Below are 15847 nucleotides of genomic sequence, written 5' to 3'. Positions count from 1 at the left end.
GGTCCCGCTCGCACTCACCGTTTCGAGTGGTTCTCCGCACGGCTTCCCCGTCCGCCCCAGGGCTCCGACCGGCGGTTACGCCCTTTCGGGCTATTTGAGGGGCGACTCGTCGTACTTGCTCCCAGTTGTCGCGTAATGCGAGAAATGGGCTGCGCAGACGCGACGAGGGGAGCGGTACGTGGGCGGGACGACGCTGGTGGAGACCGAGCGGGAGGCGGCTCCCGTCGTCGACGCGCCGCCCCGGGCACCCACCCCCGGCACGACGGGCCTCAGCCCCCGCCGGATCCGCATGGTGTTCGTCGGGCTCATGCTCGCGCTGCTCCTCGCGGCGCTGGAGCAGATGATCGTCGCCACCGCGCTCCCCAGGATCGTCGGCGAGCTGCACGGCCTGGACAAGATGTCCTGGGCGATCACCGCATACCTCCTCACCTCGACCGTCGGGCTGCCCGTCTACGGCAAACTCGGTGATCTCGTCGGGCGCAAGGGCGTCTTCCAGTTCGCCATCGTCGTCTTCGTCGTCGGCTCCGCGCTGGCCGGCCGGGCGCAGAGCATGGACCAGCTGATCGCCTTCCGCGCCGTCCAGGGCGTCGGCGCGGGCGGCCTCCTGATCGGCGTGCAGGCGATCATCGCGGACATCGTGCCGCCCCGCGAACGCGGCCGCTACATGGGACTGATCGGCGCCGCCTTCGGCCTCGCCTCGGTCGCCGGGCCCCTGCTGGGCGGCTACTTCACGGACCACCTGTCCTGGCGTTGGTGCTTCTACATCAACGTCCCCTTCGGCCTGCTGACCCTCGCCGTCGTCACCGTCGTGCTGAGGCTCCCGAAGCCCACCGCCAGGGCGCGTCTCGACGTCCTCGGGACCCTGCTGCTCGCCGCCGCCTCGACCTGCCTGGTCCTGCTGACCAGCTGGGGCGGCACCGAGTACGCCTGGGACTCCCGGGTCATCCTCGGGCTCGGCGCCGGAGCCGTCGCCGCGACGGCGCTCTTCCTGGTCACCGAGCACTTCGCGCCCGAACCCCTCATCCCGCTGCGGCTGTTCAGGGACGGCGTATTCAACGTCACCGCCGTCGTGGGACTGGTCATCGGCATCGCGCTGTTCGGCGCGGCCAGCTACCTGCCGACATACCTGCAGATGGTCGAAGGCGCCTCCGCGACCGGGTCGGGTCTGCTCATGCTCCCCATGATGGGCGGCATCGTCGGCGCCTCCGTGATCTCCGGCCAGTTGATCAGCCGCACGGGCCGCTACCGGATCTACCCCGTGCTCGGCAGCGCCCTGTCCGCAGTCGGCATGTGGCTCCTGTCGCGGCTGGAGACCGACACGCCCCGGCTGCACTACAGCATCTGGATGGCCGTCCTCGGCACCGGCATCGGCATGGTGATGCCCGTCCTGATCCTCGCCGTGCAGAACTCCGTGCGCCCCGCCGACCTCGGCACCGCCACCAGCGCCAACAACTACTTCCGGCAGATCGGCGGCAGCGTCGGCGCCGCCGTGTTCGGCACCCTCTTCGCGAACCGGCTCGCCGACGCGCTGGCCGAACGTCTCCCCGCGCCGGCCGGCGGCCCGGACCCCGAGTCCATCACCCCCCAGCTCGTCCACGCGATGCCCGCCGCGCTGCGCGACGACTACATCCGGGCGTACGCCGACGCGATGCCCCGGATCTTCCTCTACCTGGTGCCGGTGCTCGTCCTGGGCCTGCTGATCGCCTTCTTCCTCAAGGAGAAACCGCTGGTGTCCCACAACGCCCCCGCCTCCCTCGCCCAGGTCCCGCAGTCGCGGACGCACGCCGCCGGGGTCCCGCTGTGCGGCAGGGTGCAGCACCACGACGGCACCGTCGTGCCGCGGGCCGCGCTCACCCTCATCGACGTCGCGGGCCGGCAGGTCGGACGGGGCGCCAGCGGCGAGGACGGGCGGTACGCGCTGTCCACGCCGGGCACCGGGTCGTACGTCCTGATCGCCGCGGCCGGCGGCCACCAGCCGCAGGCGGTCTCGGTGACCGTGGGTGAACGCCCGGTGGAACTGGACGTGGTGCTCGGCGGCGCCGGGCGGCTGGCCGGCGGCGTGCTCACCGCGGACGGCACGCCGGTGCGCGACGCCATCGTCACGCTCACGAACGTCCAGGGGGAGGTGGTGGCCACCACCCGCAGCGGACCCGAGGGCGGCTACGTCATCGCCGAGCTGGTCGCCGGGGAGTACACCCTGGCCGCCAGTGCGCCCGCGTTCCGCCCGGCCGCGCTCCCCGTCACCGTGCAGGCCGCGCGCGAGACCCGTCAGGACGTCGAACTCGCGGGCGGAGCCGTCCTGCGCGGAACCGTGCGGGCCGGCGGCGGGCGCCCCGTGGAGGACGCGCGCGTGACGCTCCTCGACGCCGCCGGCAACGTCGTGGACACGCTCACCACCGGCGGCGACGGCACGTTCCGGTTCGTCGACCTGTCCTCGGGCGAGTACACCGTGATCGCGGCCGGGTATCCGCCGGTGGCCACGGTGCTCCGGATGGCCGGGGGCGGCAGGACGGAACGCGACCTCCAACTGGGGCACGAGGACTGACCCGTTGGCGGTCCGCTCCGGCCCGTCCGCGCCGGAGCCGCCCCCGATGATGTCAATTCGAGCGTTGGCGCACATCCCGAGCGGCCGCCGCCGTACCGTGGTGACGACGACGCAGATCTTGCGGATCCGTGGGGAGAAAGGGCCTGGCCATGGACCGTGGCACGGAAGTGGGCGCACATCCCGGAGCGGGAACCGGGGAGGACCCCGCGGCGGGGTACGCCACCGCGGGGCGCATCCCGCTGGCCGTGGTCGTCGTCGACCGCGACGGCCTGGTCTCCCACTGGAGCACGGGCGCGCGGCGCCTGTTCGGCGCCACCCGAGAGGACGCGCTCGGGCGCCCCGCCGCCGACCTGCTGCCCGTCTCCGGCGCCCTCCCCGACGCCCTCGACCCCGAACCGCTGACCGACGCGTACGGACCGTACGAGGTCTACGACGGGCTGGGCCCCGACCTGGAGGCCTCGCTCGGCGGCCGCAGCTCCTACCCGGCGGCGGGCCGCGCCCGGCTCCCCGGACCGGACGGTGAGCGGCTCGACATCCTCTGGTGGGGCTACCCGCTGGTCGGCCCTGGCTCCGCCCGGCTCCTGGTGCTCGCGGCGGACGCGCAACGCCTCCAGGCCGAGCGCGGCTACGACGACGAGGTCGTCGAGCGCATCGCCCCGGGCTTCGCGCCGTACACCGAACTCCCCGCACCGGACGACCTCGCCAAGCGGCTGCCCGAGGTCCTGCCGAACATGGGCCCCGAGCTGAGCGGCCGCATCGTGGCGCAGGTCCTCGAACTCGGCTATCCGGTCCTGGAGTTCAGCCAGTACGAGCGGGTGCCGGTGACCCCCGACTGGGGTGTGCCGCGCCGGGCGGGCAGGCAGCGGGCCACAGCCGGGACCGAGATCTCCGTACCCCGTCCCGTGCCGTCCGGAGCCGAGCACGACCTGGAGTACGCCGCCGTCCGCGAGCGGCTGGAATTCCTGAACGAGGTCAGCACCGGCATCGGCTCCTCGCTCGACCTCGGCGAGACCATCCGCGAGGTCACCAGCGCCGCCGTGCCCCGCTTCGCGGACTTCGCCGGCACGCACCTGCGCGCCGCCGTCCTCGCGGGCGAGGGATTCCCGGACGGCCCGCCCGACGTGACGACCGTGTGGCACCGCGTCTGGGTCGAGCACAACGACGAGCCCGGGCGCTGGGACGACACCGTGCCGGTCGGCGAGGCGATCGCCTTCCCCGAACACACCCCGTTCTTCCGGTGCATGGTCACCGGGGAACCCGTGCTCATCCCGCGCATCGACGAGCAGCTGGGGAACCGCATCGCGGGGGAGTTCGAGAAGCGGGACCTGCGGCCCCTCATCACCGGCCGCTCCCTGCTCATCGTCCCGCTCAAGGCACGCAACGTGGTACTCGGCTTCATGGTGCTGATGCGGCGCGCGGACCGCGAGGCGTTCGACGACATGGACCGCACCACGGGCGCCGAACTCGCCGCCAGGGCCGGGCTCGTGCTCGACAACGCCCGCATGTACACCTACCAGGAGAACGTCGCCGACACGCTCCAGGACAGCATGCTGCCGCAGGTCGCGCCGCGCATGGCGGGTTGCGACATCGCGACGCGCTATCTGCCCGGCACCCGCCTCGGCCGGGTCGGCGGCGACTGGTTCGACACCATCAAACTCCCCGGCTCACGCACCGCGCTGGTGGTCGGCGACGTCATGGGCCACGGACTCAACTCGGCCGCGATGATGGGCCAGTTGCGCACCGCCGTGCAGACCATGGCCACGATGGGGACGCCGCCCGCCCAACTGCTGCGCGGCCTCGACGACCTGGCCCGGCGGCTCGGCGAGAACTACCTCGCGACCTGCCTGTACGCGGTCTACGACCCGATCCGCGGCGAACTGCAGCTCTCCAACGCCGGTCACATCCCGCCCGTCGTGGTGCGCGCCGCGAACGGCCGCAGCGAACTGCTCGACCTGCCGACCGGCGCGCCCGTGGGGGTGGGCGGGGTCCCCTTCGAGACCGCGGTCGTCCGCGTCTCGCCCGGCGACCGGCTGGTGCTGTGCACCGACGGTCTGGTGGAGGTGCGGGGCGCCGACATCGGCGAGGGTCTCGCCGCGCTCTGCGAGTCCGCGGCCCACCCGGCCGCCTCGATGGACGACGCCTGCGACACGATCATCCGCGCGCTGAACACCCACGGCGAACGCAAGGACGACGTGGCACTGCTCATGGCCCGGCTCAACGGCATCCCGGACGACCACGTCGCAGAATGGCAGCTGCCGCGCAGCCCCCGCGAGGTGGCCCGTGCCCGGCGGCTGGTCCGCGACCGACTGACCGCCTGGGGACTCGCCGACGCGGTGGAGACCGCTGAGCTGCTGGTCAGCGAGGTCGTCACCAACGCCGTACGGCACGGCGAGGGCGACGCGATCGAGTTGCGGCTGGTCCGCACCGACGCGCTGCTGTGCGAGGTCACCGACGACGAGCCGACCCTGCCCGACTTCATGACCGCGGGCCTCGAGGACGAGGCCGGCCGGGGCCTGCGGGTGGTCAGCCGCCTGGCCCGGGAGTGGGGCGCGAGCGCCTCCGGACACCGCAAGACGGTCTGGTTCGAGCAGGCACTGACGTCCGGACCGCGTCACCGCTGACACCCCAGGGGCGCGTCGGGCCTTTGAGAGCCCTTCCGACGCGCGCGGGCTCGAATTTACGGTGAAGGAAACAGGCTCCCCCCTTGCCCCGCACCCGGTCGTCGCGATACTCCGATCATGACGTCCACCCTGGGGAGCGCGCATGAACGTGTCGGACAACTACCGCAACGCCTGGGAGAGTTACTGGCGGGAGACTTCCGATGCGCCCGGTGAGGCGATCTGGGACTCCGCCCCGGCACTGACCTCCGTGCCGCACAGCGAGCTGCTCCTGCCGCACGCGGACACCGGGCGCACCATAGTCGACCTCGGCTGCGGCAACGGCACGCAGACGCGCTACCTCGCCACCCGGTTCGCGCGCGCCGTCGGCGTCGACCTGTCCCACGCCGCCGTCGACCACGCCCGGCGCGCCGGCGAGGGCGGCGGCGTGGAGTTCCAGCAGCTCGACCTGACGGACACCGATGCGGTACGCGCCCTGCACGCCCGGCTCGGCGACACGCACGCCTACATGCGCGCCGTCATCCACCAGAGCGAACCCGGGGCCCGGGCCGCGGTGGCCGCCGCCGTCGCCGAGCTCATAGGGACCGAGGGGCGGGCCTTCGTCGTGGAGCTCACCGCGGCCTCCCGGCAGGTGCTCCAGCAGGCCGCGGCCGCCCCGGACGGGCCCCCGCCCAAGCTGCGCCGGGTCTTCCACCACGGACTGAAGCCGGCCGACGCGTCGGACGACGAGGTGCCGCGGCTGCTGCGGGAGGCCGGACTGGAGATCCTCGCCGACGGCGACACGACGCTGCCCCAGACGGAATACATGGCGGACGGCACCCGCATCGACCTCCCCGCGCGCTGGTTCGTGCTGGCGGGGCGTGGCGCGGACGAGTGAGGAGTTGTCCACAGGCCTGTTCGCCGCTCGGCGGATGCGCGTACGGTTTCGAGGCATGAAGATCCTCATCAGCGCCGACATGGAGGGCGCCACGGGAGTGACCTGGCCGGCCGACGTGCTGCCGGGCACCCCGCAGTGGGAGCGCTGCCGCGCGATGTTCACCTCGGACGTGAACGCCGCCGTCCTCGGCTTCTTCGACGGCGGCGCCGACGAGGTGCTGGTCAACGAGGCTCACTGGACGATGCGGAATCTGCTCCTGGAGCGGCTGGACGAGCGGGCGCAGATGCTCACCGGCCGGCACAAGTCGCTGTCCATGGTCGAGGGCGTGCAGCACGGCGACGTGGACGGCATCGCCTTCGTCGGCTATCACGCCGGTGCCGGGATGGAAGGCGTCCTCGCGCACACCTACCTCGCCAACTCGGTCACCGGGGTGTGGGTGAACGGCGTCCGGGCCAGCGAGGGCCTGCTCAACGCCCACGTCGTCGCCGAGTACGGGGTGCCGGTCGTGCTGGTCACCGGCGACGACGTGGCCTGCGAAGACGCCCTCGGGTACGCGCCGGGCGCGCTGAAGGTCGCCGTCAAGGACCACGTGTCGCGGTACGCGGCGGTGTGCCGCACCCCGGCCCGCACGGCGGCCGACATCCGCGCGGCGGCCAAGGAAGCGGCGGCCCTGGCCGTGCGGCACGAACCCGTCGTCGGTGAGCCGTTCACCGTGGCGCTGGAGTTCGACGCCGAGCATCTGGCGATGGCCGCCACCGTCGTGCCCGGTGTGGCGCGCACCGGCGAGCGGAGGGCGGAGTACACCAGCGGGACGATGTACGAGGGCATCCGCACGTTCAAGGCGGTCACCACGATCGTCTCCGCCGCGGTGGAGGAGCAGTATGGCTGAGCGAGTGCCAGGAGAAGCCGGCGTGGAGCGCGCCGGGCAGGTCGACGCGCGTGCGCTCGACGAGGTCGTCGGGTTCACCTCCGACCTCATCCGCATCGACACCACCAACCGGGGCGGCGGTGACTGCCGGGAGCGCCCCGCCGCCGAGTACGCCGCCGCGCTGCTCGCCGAGGCGGGTCTCGAGCCCGCCCTCCTGGAGCGCACCGAGGGCCGTACGAACGTCGTCGCCCGCATCGAGGGCACCGACCCCTCCGCCGACGCGCTGCTGGTGCACGGTCATCTGGACGTGGTGCCCGCGCAGGCCGAGGACTGGAGCGTGCACCCCTTCTCCGGCGAGATCCGGGACGGGGTCGTCTGGGGCCGGGGCGCGGTCGACATGAAGAACATGGACGCGATGATCCTCGCGGTCGTCCGGCAGTGGGCCAGGCACGGGGTGCGGCCCCGGCGCGACCTGGTGGTCGCGTTCACCGCCGACGAGGAGGCGAGCGCCGAGGACGGCTCCGGGTTCCTCGCCGACCGGCACCCCGGACTCTTCGAGGGCTGCACCGAGGGCATCAGCGAGTCGGGGGCGTTCACCTTCCACGACGGCGGCGGCCGGCAGCTCTACCCGATCGCCGCGGGCGAGCGCGGCACGGGATGGCTCAGACTGACCGCGCGCGGCCGGGCCGGCCACGGCTCCAAGGTGAACGACAGCAACGCGATCACGCGGCTCGCCGCCGCGATCACCCGCATCGGGGCCCACGAATGGCCATCGCGGCTCACACCGACCGTGCGCGCCTCCCTGACCGAGCTCGCGGCCCTGTACGGAGTCGACAGCGACCTGGAGGACGTCGACACCCTGCTGGAGAAACTGGGCCCGGCCGCCGCCCTCGTCGAGGCCACCGTCCGCAACAGCGCCAACCCGACGATGCTGTCCGCCGGCTACAAGGTCAACGTCATCCCGGGCGAGGCCGTGGCCCACGTGGACGGCCGCTTCCTGCCGGGCGGCGAGGAAGAGTTCCGCAGCACCCTTGACCGGCTCACCGGACCCGACGTGGAGTGGGAGTTCCACCACCGCGAGGTGGCCCTCCAGGCGCCGGTGGACTCGGCGACGTACGCGCGGATGCGGGCCGCCGTCGAGGAGTTCGCGCCCGAAGGACATGTGGTGCCGTACTGCATGTCCGGGGGCACGGACGCCAAGCAGTTCTCGCGCCTGGGCATCACGGGATACGGGTTCACGCCGCTGAAGCTGCCGGAGGGCTTCGACCACCAGGCCCTCTTCCACGGCGTCGACGAGCGTGTCCCGGTCGAGGCGCTGCACTTCGGCGTGCGCGTCCTCGACCGCTTTCTGCGAACGGCCTGACGAAGTGGGGGACATGGTGCAGACCCTGGCGTACGGCGCGTGGCCGTCGCCCATCGACGCGGCGCTCGCCGCCGCGCACGACGGGCGGCCCGAGTTCGTGGGCTTCGTCGGCGAGGAGGCCTGGTGGACGGAACCGCGGCCCGCCGAGGGCGGCCGGCGCACGCTCGTCCGCCGCACGGCGGACGGCACGGAGCAGTCCGTGCTGCCCGCCCCGTGGAACGTGCGCAGCCGCGTCATCGAGTACGGCGGCCTGCCCTGGACCGGACTCGGGCGCCCCGAGGGGCCGCTGGTCGTCTTCGTCGACTTCGCCGACCAGCGGCTGTACCGCTACGAGCCGGACACCCCGGGCGGCGAGCCGGTTCCGCTGACGCCGGTGTCGTCCGTGGGCGGCGGACTGCGCTGGGTCGACCCGCAGGTGCGGCCCGAGCGGGGCGAGGTCTGGTGCGTCCTGGAGGAGTTCACCGGGGAATCGCCCGCGGACGTGCGGCGGGTGGTGGCCGCGGTGCCGCTGGACGGCTCGGCCGCCCGGGACCGCGACGCGGTACGCGAACTGACCGCCGGCGAGCACCGGTTCGTCACCGGCCCCCGCCTGTCGCCCGACGGGCGGCGCGCGGCCTGGCTCGCCTGGGACCACCCGCGCATGCCGTGGGACGGGACGGAGCTGCTCGTCGCGGACGTCACCGACGACGGGACGCTGTCCGGGGCACGGGCCGTGGCCGGCGGCCCCGAGGAGTCCGTCGCCCAGGTTGACTGGGCCGGCGACGGCAGCCTGCTGTACTCCAGCGACCGCACCGGCTGGTGGAACCTGTACCGGGTCGCACCCACCGGCGAGGAGAAGGCGCTCTGTCCCCGAGAGGAGGAGTTCGGCGGGCCGCTGTGGCGCATCGGGCAGCGCTGGTTCGCGCCGCTGGAGGGCGGGCTGATCGCCGTCGTGCACGGCCGGGGCGCCACCGCTCTCGGGATACTCGACCCGGAGACCGGCGAGGTGGTCGACGCGGCGGGCCCCTGGACAGAGTTCGCGCCGATGCTCGCCGCGCACGGCACCCGCGTCGTCGGCGTCGGGGCCAGCCCGCGCAGCGCCCACGAGGTCGTCGAGCTGGACGCCCGTACCGGCCGCGCCCGGGTGATCGGCGCCCCGCACGACGATCCGGTCGACCCTGCGTACTACCCCGAGCCGCAGATCCGCACCTTCACCGGTCCCGCGGGCCGCGAGATCCACGCGCACATCTACCCGCCCCACCACCCCGGCCACGTCGCACCGGGCGAGGAACTGCCGCCGTACGTGGTGTGGGTGCACGGCGGTCCGACCAGCCGCGCGCCCCTGGTCCTGGACCTGGAGATCGCCTACTTCACCTCGCGCGGCATCGGGGTCGCCGAGGTCAACTACGGAGGATCGACCGGTCACGGCCGGGAGTACCGCAACCGGCTGCGCGAGCAGTGGGGCGTGGTCGACGTCGAGGACTGCGCGGCCGTCGCTCTCGCGCTCGCCGAGGAGGGCACCGCGGACCGCGGCCGGCTGGCCGTCCGCGGCGGCAGCGCGGGCGGCTGGACCGCCGCCGTCTCGCTCGCCGCCACCGACATCTACGCCTGCGGCACGATCCTCTACCCGGTCCTCGACCTCGCGGGCTGGGGGTCGGGGGAAACCCACGACTTCGAATCGCAGTACCTGGAGACGCTGGTCGGGCCGCTCGCCGAGGTGCCGGGCCGGTACGCGCAGCGCTCGCCCGTCGAGCACGCCGACCGCGTCACCGCGCCCTTCCTCCTGCTCCAGGGCCTGGACGACGTCATCTGCCCGCCCGCCCAGTGCGAGCGGTTCCTCGCCGGAATCCAGGAGGCGGGCCGACGTGTCGCCCACGCCTACATCGCCTTCGAGGGCGAGGGGCACGGCTTCCGGCGAGCGGACACGACGGTGCGGGTCCTGGAGTCCGAACTGTCCCTGTACGCCCAGGTCTTCGGCCTGAACCCACCGGGTGTCCCCACCCTGGAGCTCATCACGTGAAGCCCCTGATCCGGCCCGCCCGCCTCGCCCCGGGGGCCCGGGTGGCCGTCGTCGCGCCCAGCGGCCCGGTCCCCGAGGAGCGCCTGGAGGCGGGCCTCGACCTGCTGCGGGGCTGGGGCCTCGACCCCGTCGTCGCCCCCCACGCCCTGGACCGGCACGCCGAGTTCGGTTACCTCGCGGGTACGGACGCCGATCGGGCCGCCGACTTCCAGGCCGCCTGGTGCGACCCCGGCGTGGACGCGGTGCTGTGCGCCCGCGGCGGGTACGGTGCCCAGCGCATGGCCGACCTGCTCGACTGGACGGCGATCGCGGCGGCCGGCCCCAAGGTCTTCCTCGGGTTCAGCGACATCACCGCCCTCCACGAGGCCTTCGCGGCCCGCATGGGTCTGGCCACCCTGCACGGCCCCATGGTCGCCGGTCTGGACCTCCTCGAGAACGCGCGGGCGCGGGAGCATCTGCGGGCGACGCTCTTCGAGCCGGAGACGGTCCGCACCATCGCCGCACCGGGCCGGGGCGCCGCCCTCGTCCCTGGGCGGGCCCAGGGCGTGCTGCTCGGCGGCTGCCTGAGCCTGCTCGCCGCGGGCCTCGGCACCCCGTACGCCCGGCCGTCCGCACGCGGCGGCCTGGTCTGCCTGGAGGACGTGGGCGAGGAGACGTACCGGCTGGACCGGTATCTGACCCAGCTGCTGCACGCCGGGTGGTTGGACGGCGTCGCCGGCATCCTGCTCGGCTCGTGGGCGGACTGCTCACCCGCCTCCGAGGTGCGGCCCCTGCTGACCGACCGGCTCGGCGGCCTCGGGGTGCCGGTGGTGGACGGGTTCGGCTTCGGCCACGGCGAGGGCGCGCTGACGATCCCCTTCGGCGCGGCCGCCGAGCTGGACGCGGCGGCGGGCACGCTGACGCTGGAGGAACCCGCCCTGGCCTGAAGGATCCGTCCGCTCGCGTACTGTGGCCGGATGCCTGAGAACACCGGCCACCTTGCCGAGGGCGCCCGGGTGGGCATCCGGCACTGCACCGCGGACGACGGCGCCGAGTTCACCGCGCGGGCGCGGGAGAGCAAGGACCTGCACCACCCGTGGCTGTTCCCGCCGACCAGCGCCGAAGGGTACGCCGCCTACGCCCGGCGGCTGACCGGGGACCCCACCAGGGCCGGGTTCCTGGTCTGCGAGCGCGACACCGGTGCCGTCGCCGGGTTCATCAACATCAACAACATCGTCGAGGGCGCCTTCCTCAGCGGGGCGCTCGGCTACGGCGCCTTCGCGCACGCCGCCGGGCGGGGACTGATGAGCGAGGGGCTCGCCCTCGTCGTGTCCCACGCGTTCGGCCCCATGGGACTGCACCGGCTGGAGATCAACGTGCAGCCGGGGAACACCGCGTCCATCGCGCTCGCCCGGCGCAGCGGCTTCCGGCTGGAGGGCTTCTCACCGGACTTCCTGTACATCGACGGTGCCTGGCGCGACCACGAACGGTGGGCGCTCACCGCGGAGATGACCCGCGGGACGCCCGCGCGAGGGTGACCCGGCCGACGGGCGCCTTTGCGCAATCCTGACCGGCGAATCCCCTGGGCAGCCGCGCCAGGACGCTGTTCCATGGTCATCGTGACGACGATCCGACGTGACGTGATGACGCTCCCCGCGGCCGGGTTGGGCCCGGACAACCCGCTGCCCCCGCTGTGCACGCTCGACGAGGTGCACCGCGTCGGGGAACGGGACCGAGCGGGCCTGCCCCGGGAGATGGCCCGGCAGATCGGCTACGAACCGCTGCGCGGCGTCCTGCCCGAGCGCATCAGGGACGGGTACGGCAGAACGCGCGCACCACGCGCGATCGACACCCTCGTGATCGAGAACGACCGGCTGCGGGCCGTCGTACTGCCCGGCCTCGGAGGCCGGATCGCCTCCCTGTTCCACAAGCCCTCGGGGCGCGAACTCCTGTACCGCAACCCGGTGTTCCAGCCCGCCTGCTTCGCCCTGAACGGCGCCTGGTTCTCCGGCGGCATCGAATGGAACATCGGCGCGACGGGTCACACCACCCTGTCCTGCTCGCCGCTGCACGCCGCCCGCGTCCCCGCCCCCGACGGCGGGGAGATGCTGCGCCTCTGGGAGTGGGAACGACTGCGCGACCTGCCGTTCCAGGTCGACCTGTGGCTGCCGCGGGACTCCGAATTCCTGTACGTCGGCGTCCGCGTCCGCAACCCGCAGGAGAAGCCGGCGCCCACCTACTGGTGGTCCAACATCGCGGTACCCGAGGAGCGCCGGGTCCTCGCCCCGGCCCAGGAGGCCTGGCACTTCGGCTACGAGCGACGGCTGCGCCGCGTGCCCGTCCCCGCACACGACGGCGTCGACCGCACGTACCCCCTCAACAGCACCTTCCCCGCCGACTACTTCCACGAGGTCCCCGACGGGCGGCGCCGGTGGATCGCCGCCCTCGACGAGGAGGGGCACGGACTGGCGCAGACGTCCACCGACGTCCTGCGCGGCCGCAAACTCTTCGTCTGGGGCTCCGGCACCGGCGGGCGCCGCTGGCAGGAATGGCTGACCGAACCCGGCACCGGCGGCTACTGCGAGATCCAGGCCGGCCTCGCCCGCACCCAGCTGGAGCACGTCCGGCTGGACGCGGAGAGCGAGGTGTCCTGGCTGGAGGCGTACGGGCCGCTCAGCGCCGACGCCGGGGCCGTGCACGGAGCGGACTGGGACGCGGCCCTGGCCGAGACCGAGGCCCGGCTGCAGGCCGCCCTCCCGCGCGCCGACGTCGACGCGGCGTACGCGGCCTGGCTGCCGTACGCCGACGCCGAACCCGGCGAGGTCCTGGCCGTGGGATCCGGCTGGGGCGCCCTCGAAGTGCTGCGCGCCTCCTGGAAGCTGCCGGGTACGCCCTTCGAGGAGAGCACCCTGGGCGATGCCCAGGCGCCGTGGGCCGAGCTGCTCAGGTCCGGGTCCTTTCCGGAGCCGCGCCGGGCCGGGCCGCCCGGCGAGACGCTCGTCGCACGCCCCTGGCGGGACATGCTGGAGACGGCACCCGCCCGGCCGCTCACCGAGTACCACCTCGGGGTCGCCCAGTGGCACGCGGGGGATCTCGCGCAGGCCGTGCGCAGCTGGGAGCGAGGGCTCGCACTCGCCCCGTCCGGCTGGCCGTTGCTGCGCTGCCTCGCCGTCGCCGACCGGGTGGCGGGGCACCACGAGCGGGCCGCCGACCGGTACTCGGAGGCCTTCGAGGACCTGTGCCGGGAACGCCGCGACGACGGGGAGGCCTGGACGGCGGCCACGGCGGCCACGGCGGCGCTCGGGCGTGAGGCGCTCGAGGCGCTGCTCGCGGTGCGGCGGACGGCGGACGCGCGTGCCGTGTGGGAGCGGCTGCCGGGGGCGACCCGTGAGCGCGGGCGGTTCCGGCTGATCGAGGCGCGGCTGCTGCTGTCCGAGGGAGACCGCGCGGGCGCGCGGGCCGTCTTCGACGAGGGGTTCGAGGTGGCGGACCTGCGGGAGGGGGCGGAGGCGATCGGTGAGTTGTGGGCCCGGCTCACCGACGAGCCGCTGCCGGCGCGGTACGACTTCCGGATGAGGCCGCCGGCAGAGTGAGCGCCGGCCGCCGCCCCGGTCCCGCCGTCCCGGCCCCGCCCGGCGGGCCCCGGGTCTTCCGCCAGGTTCCGGCCGGTCAGTCGCCGTGCCGGTCCACGTACTCGTAGACCGTGCCGTCCGGATGCATCGCGATCAGGTTGCGCCCGACCGGGGTCGCGATTGGTCCCGCGAGGACACGGGCACCGGATTCGCTGAGCACCCGGCTCGCCTCCTCGACGTCCGTGACGGCGATGGTGGCGGCCACCTTGCGCAGGATCTCCAGCTCGGCCTCCGGTCCGCTCATCAGCAGGAAGCAGCCGACCGCGGCGACCGAGACGCCGCCGCGCTCGGAGCGCAGGGCACGGCCGCCCGCGAGTCTCTCGTAGAAGGGGACCGAAGCCTCCAGGTCGTCGACGCAGACACGCAGCGTGGCTCCCAGAATCTCCATGCGTCCGAGCCTAGTCGGGGCGGACCGCGAGCGAGATCGTTTCCCGCGGATCCCGCTCCCGTCCCGCGCGGCCGGCCGCCGTGCTGCGAACCGCGCCACCGCTACGGGCTGAAGCCCGAGGACCTGCAACCGGACCTCGGGCCGCCCGGACCGCTGCTGCCGAGGGAGTGGCTCTCCGGGAGCGGCAGCGGTCCGGGACCTGCGTCGGGAACGGGGCTACCAGCGATACCAGCGGCCCCGGCCTCCCGAAGCGTTCGTGCCGCGTACCAGGAACCCCAGGAGCCACAGCACCAGCACCACCAGGGCGATCCACCAGAGAACATGCAACGCGAATCCGGCGCCGAAGAGAATCAGCACCAGAAGCAGAATCAGAAGGATGGGAACCATGATGTGAACCTCCTGCCGTGCGAGTTCCCGAAATGGGCGAATCAAGCGTCTTTGCGGCAGAGAATTTCGCCGTGCAGGACGGCGAACCAGCCGTCCTCCCGTTCGCCCCACGCGCGCCACGCCCCGGACACCGCGCGCAACTGCTCCGCGGTCGCGTGGCCACCCTCCGTGGCCCGCTCCGCGTACGCCGATGCGAGGGTGCGGTCGGCCCACAGGCCGCTCCACCACCGGCGCTCGTCCGCGGTGGCGAAGGTCCAGGTGCTCGAGGTGGCCGTGACGTCGGTGAACCCGGCCCGCAGCGCCCAGGACCTGAGCCGGCGGCCCGCGTCCGGCTCCCCGCCGTTGGCGCGGGCCACCCGCAGATACAGGTCCAGCCAGTCGTCCATGCCGGCGGACATCGGATACCAGGTCATCGCCGAGTAGTCCGAGTCCCGGACCGCGACGAGCCCGCCCGGCCGGGTGACCCGGTGCATCTCGCGCAGCGCCCGCACCGGGTCGCCGACGTGCTGGAGGACCTGGTGGGCGTGCACCACGCAGAACGTGTCGTCCGGGTGGTCCAGTGCGTGGACGTCGGCGACCGCGAAGTCCACGTTCCCGAGACCGCGCTCCGCCGCCGTGGCGCGGGCCCGGTCCAGGACCCCCGGAGCGCTGTCGACGCCCGTGACCCGGCCCTCGGGGACCAGGGCCGCCAGGTCGGCGGTGATCGTGCCCGGGCCGCAGCCGACGTCCAGCACCTTCATGTGGGGCTTCAGGGAGGCGAGGAGGTAGCCGGCCGAGTTGGCGGCGGTGCGCCAGGTGTGGGAGCGCAGTACGGACTCGTGGTGGCCGTGCGTGTAGACGGCGGTCTCCTGCGGCTTCGGCATGACCGTTCCCCTTGTCGGCGTACGGGCCCGCGGAGCCGCTGCTCCGCGGGGCGATGGGCGCCACCGTACCGCCGCCGTGCCGCATGGTGAGATCTCTATCTCATCATGCGGTCTGATGGGTCGTCGGGTCCGGAGGTGGGGCGGAGGACCCGGCAGGCACCTCGGACCCTGCCGGGCGCGCCCGGCAGGGTCCGAGGTGCCTGCTCCCTAGGGCCTGTCGTTTGGATCAGGCCGGCTGTGACCGACGGTTCGTCCTGACCGACCCGAGCGGGGTCTGGCGCGTGCAGCTGCAAGGCGGAGGAGGGAGTCGACGCGGAGCGTCGGGGAC

The 15847-nt window shown here is 73.6% G+C and carries 12 protein-coding genes and 1 pseudogene; 10 read left to right on the top strand and 3 right to left on the bottom strand.

Annotated features, from left to right (window positions below; genetic code table 11):
- Positions 1 to 178 precede the first annotated feature (178 nt).
- From AC0ZLC_RS00065 to AC0ZLC_RS00025, 9 genes are all read left to right on the top strand, one after another.
- Positions 179 to 2545 carry an MFS transporter gene (locus tag AC0ZLC_RS00065; protein ID WP_476749735.1) on the top strand — a complete coding sequence of 789 codons (2367 nt, stop codon included), beginning with the start codon at positions 179 to 181 and terminating at the stop codon, positions 2543 to 2545.
- Between the two features lie 149 nt (positions 2546 to 2694).
- Entirely contained in the window at positions 2695 to 5166 is a 2472-nt protein-coding gene (locus tag AC0ZLC_RS00060) for an ATP-binding SpoIIE family protein phosphatase (protein ID WP_476749734.1), read from the top strand.
- Between the two features lie 142 nt (positions 5167 to 5308).
- Positions 5309 to 6040: a methyltransferase domain-containing protein gene (locus AC0ZLC_RS00055; protein ID WP_476749733.1), complete on the top strand. Its 732-nt coding sequence runs from the start codon at positions 5309 to 5311 to the stop codon at positions 6038 to 6040.
- 55 nt (positions 6041 to 6095) lie between these two features.
- Positions 6096 to 6929, top strand: a complete 834-nt coding sequence (locus AC0ZLC_RS00050; protein ID WP_476749732.1) for a M55 family metallopeptidase — start codon at positions 6096 to 6098, stop codon at positions 6927 to 6929.
- Positions 6922 to 8271 carry a M20/M25/M40 family metallo-hydrolase gene (locus AC0ZLC_RS00045; protein ID WP_476749731.1) on the top strand — a complete coding sequence of 450 codons (1350 nt, stop codon included), beginning with the start codon at positions 6922 to 6924 and terminating at the stop codon, positions 8269 to 8271. The genes AC0ZLC_RS00050 and AC0ZLC_RS00045 overlap by 8 nt, the downstream gene beginning before the upstream one ends.
- A 13-nt stretch (positions 8272 to 8284) precedes the next feature.
- Entirely contained in the window at positions 8285 to 10270 is a 1986-nt protein-coding gene (locus tag AC0ZLC_RS00040) for a prolyl oligopeptidase family serine peptidase (protein ID WP_476749730.1), read from the top strand.
- Positions 10267 to 11196 (top strand): S66 peptidase family protein, encoded by a 930-nt coding sequence (locus AC0ZLC_RS00035; protein WP_476749729.1) that lies wholly within the window; start codon positions 10267 to 10269, stop codon positions 11194 to 11196. The genes AC0ZLC_RS00040 and AC0ZLC_RS00035 overlap by 4 nt, the downstream gene beginning before the upstream one ends.
- Positions 11197 to 11226: 30 nt before the next feature.
- Complete coding sequence (locus AC0ZLC_RS00030; RefSeq protein ID WP_476749728.1) at positions 11227 to 11787, top strand: GNAT family N-acetyltransferase; 561 nt, start codon at positions 11227 to 11229, stop codon at positions 11785 to 11787.
- A gap of 72 nt (positions 11788 to 11859) precedes the next feature.
- Positions 11860 to 13842: a DUF5107 domain-containing protein gene (locus tag AC0ZLC_RS00025; protein WP_476749727.1), complete on the top strand. Its 1983-nt coding sequence runs from the start codon at positions 11860 to 11862 to the stop codon at positions 13840 to 13842.
- Positions 13843 to 13918: 76 nt separating this feature from the next.
- Here AC0ZLC_RS00025 and AC0ZLC_RS00020 read toward each other — a convergent pair whose 3' ends face one another.
- Positions 13919 to 14269, bottom strand: a complete 351-nt coding sequence (locus tag AC0ZLC_RS00020) for a VOC family protein (RefSeq protein WP_476749726.1) — start codon at positions 14267 to 14269, stop codon at positions 13919 to 13921.
- Positions 14270 to 14356: 87 nt separating this feature from the next.
- Between AC0ZLC_RS00020 and AC0ZLC_RS00015 the strand changes: the two are divergent.
- Positions 14357 to 14437 (top strand): annotated as a pseudogene (locus AC0ZLC_RS00015) (gas vesicle protein K); the annotation flags it as partial.
- Between the two features lie 48 nt (positions 14438 to 14485).
- On the opposite strand, the gene AC0ZLC_RS00010 reads toward AC0ZLC_RS00015, so the two are convergent.
- Both AC0ZLC_RS00010 and AC0ZLC_RS00005 read right to left on the bottom strand, forming a co-directional pair.
- Complete coding sequence (locus AC0ZLC_RS00010; RefSeq protein WP_476749725.1) at positions 14486 to 14656, bottom strand: hydrophobic protein; 171 nt, start codon at positions 14654 to 14656, stop codon at positions 14486 to 14488.
- A gap of 41 nt (positions 14657 to 14697) precedes the next feature.
- Entirely contained in the window at positions 14698 to 15519 is an 822-nt protein-coding gene (locus AC0ZLC_RS00005; RefSeq protein ID WP_476749724.1) for a class I SAM-dependent methyltransferase, read from the bottom strand.
- Positions 15520 to 15847 lie beyond the last annotated feature (328 nt).

Source organism: Streptomyces sp. GLSS-08, assembly GCF_056387915.1.
The sequence above is the reverse complement of the archived record's forward strand: the minus strand, read 5'-3'. Positions and strand labels throughout refer to the sequence as shown.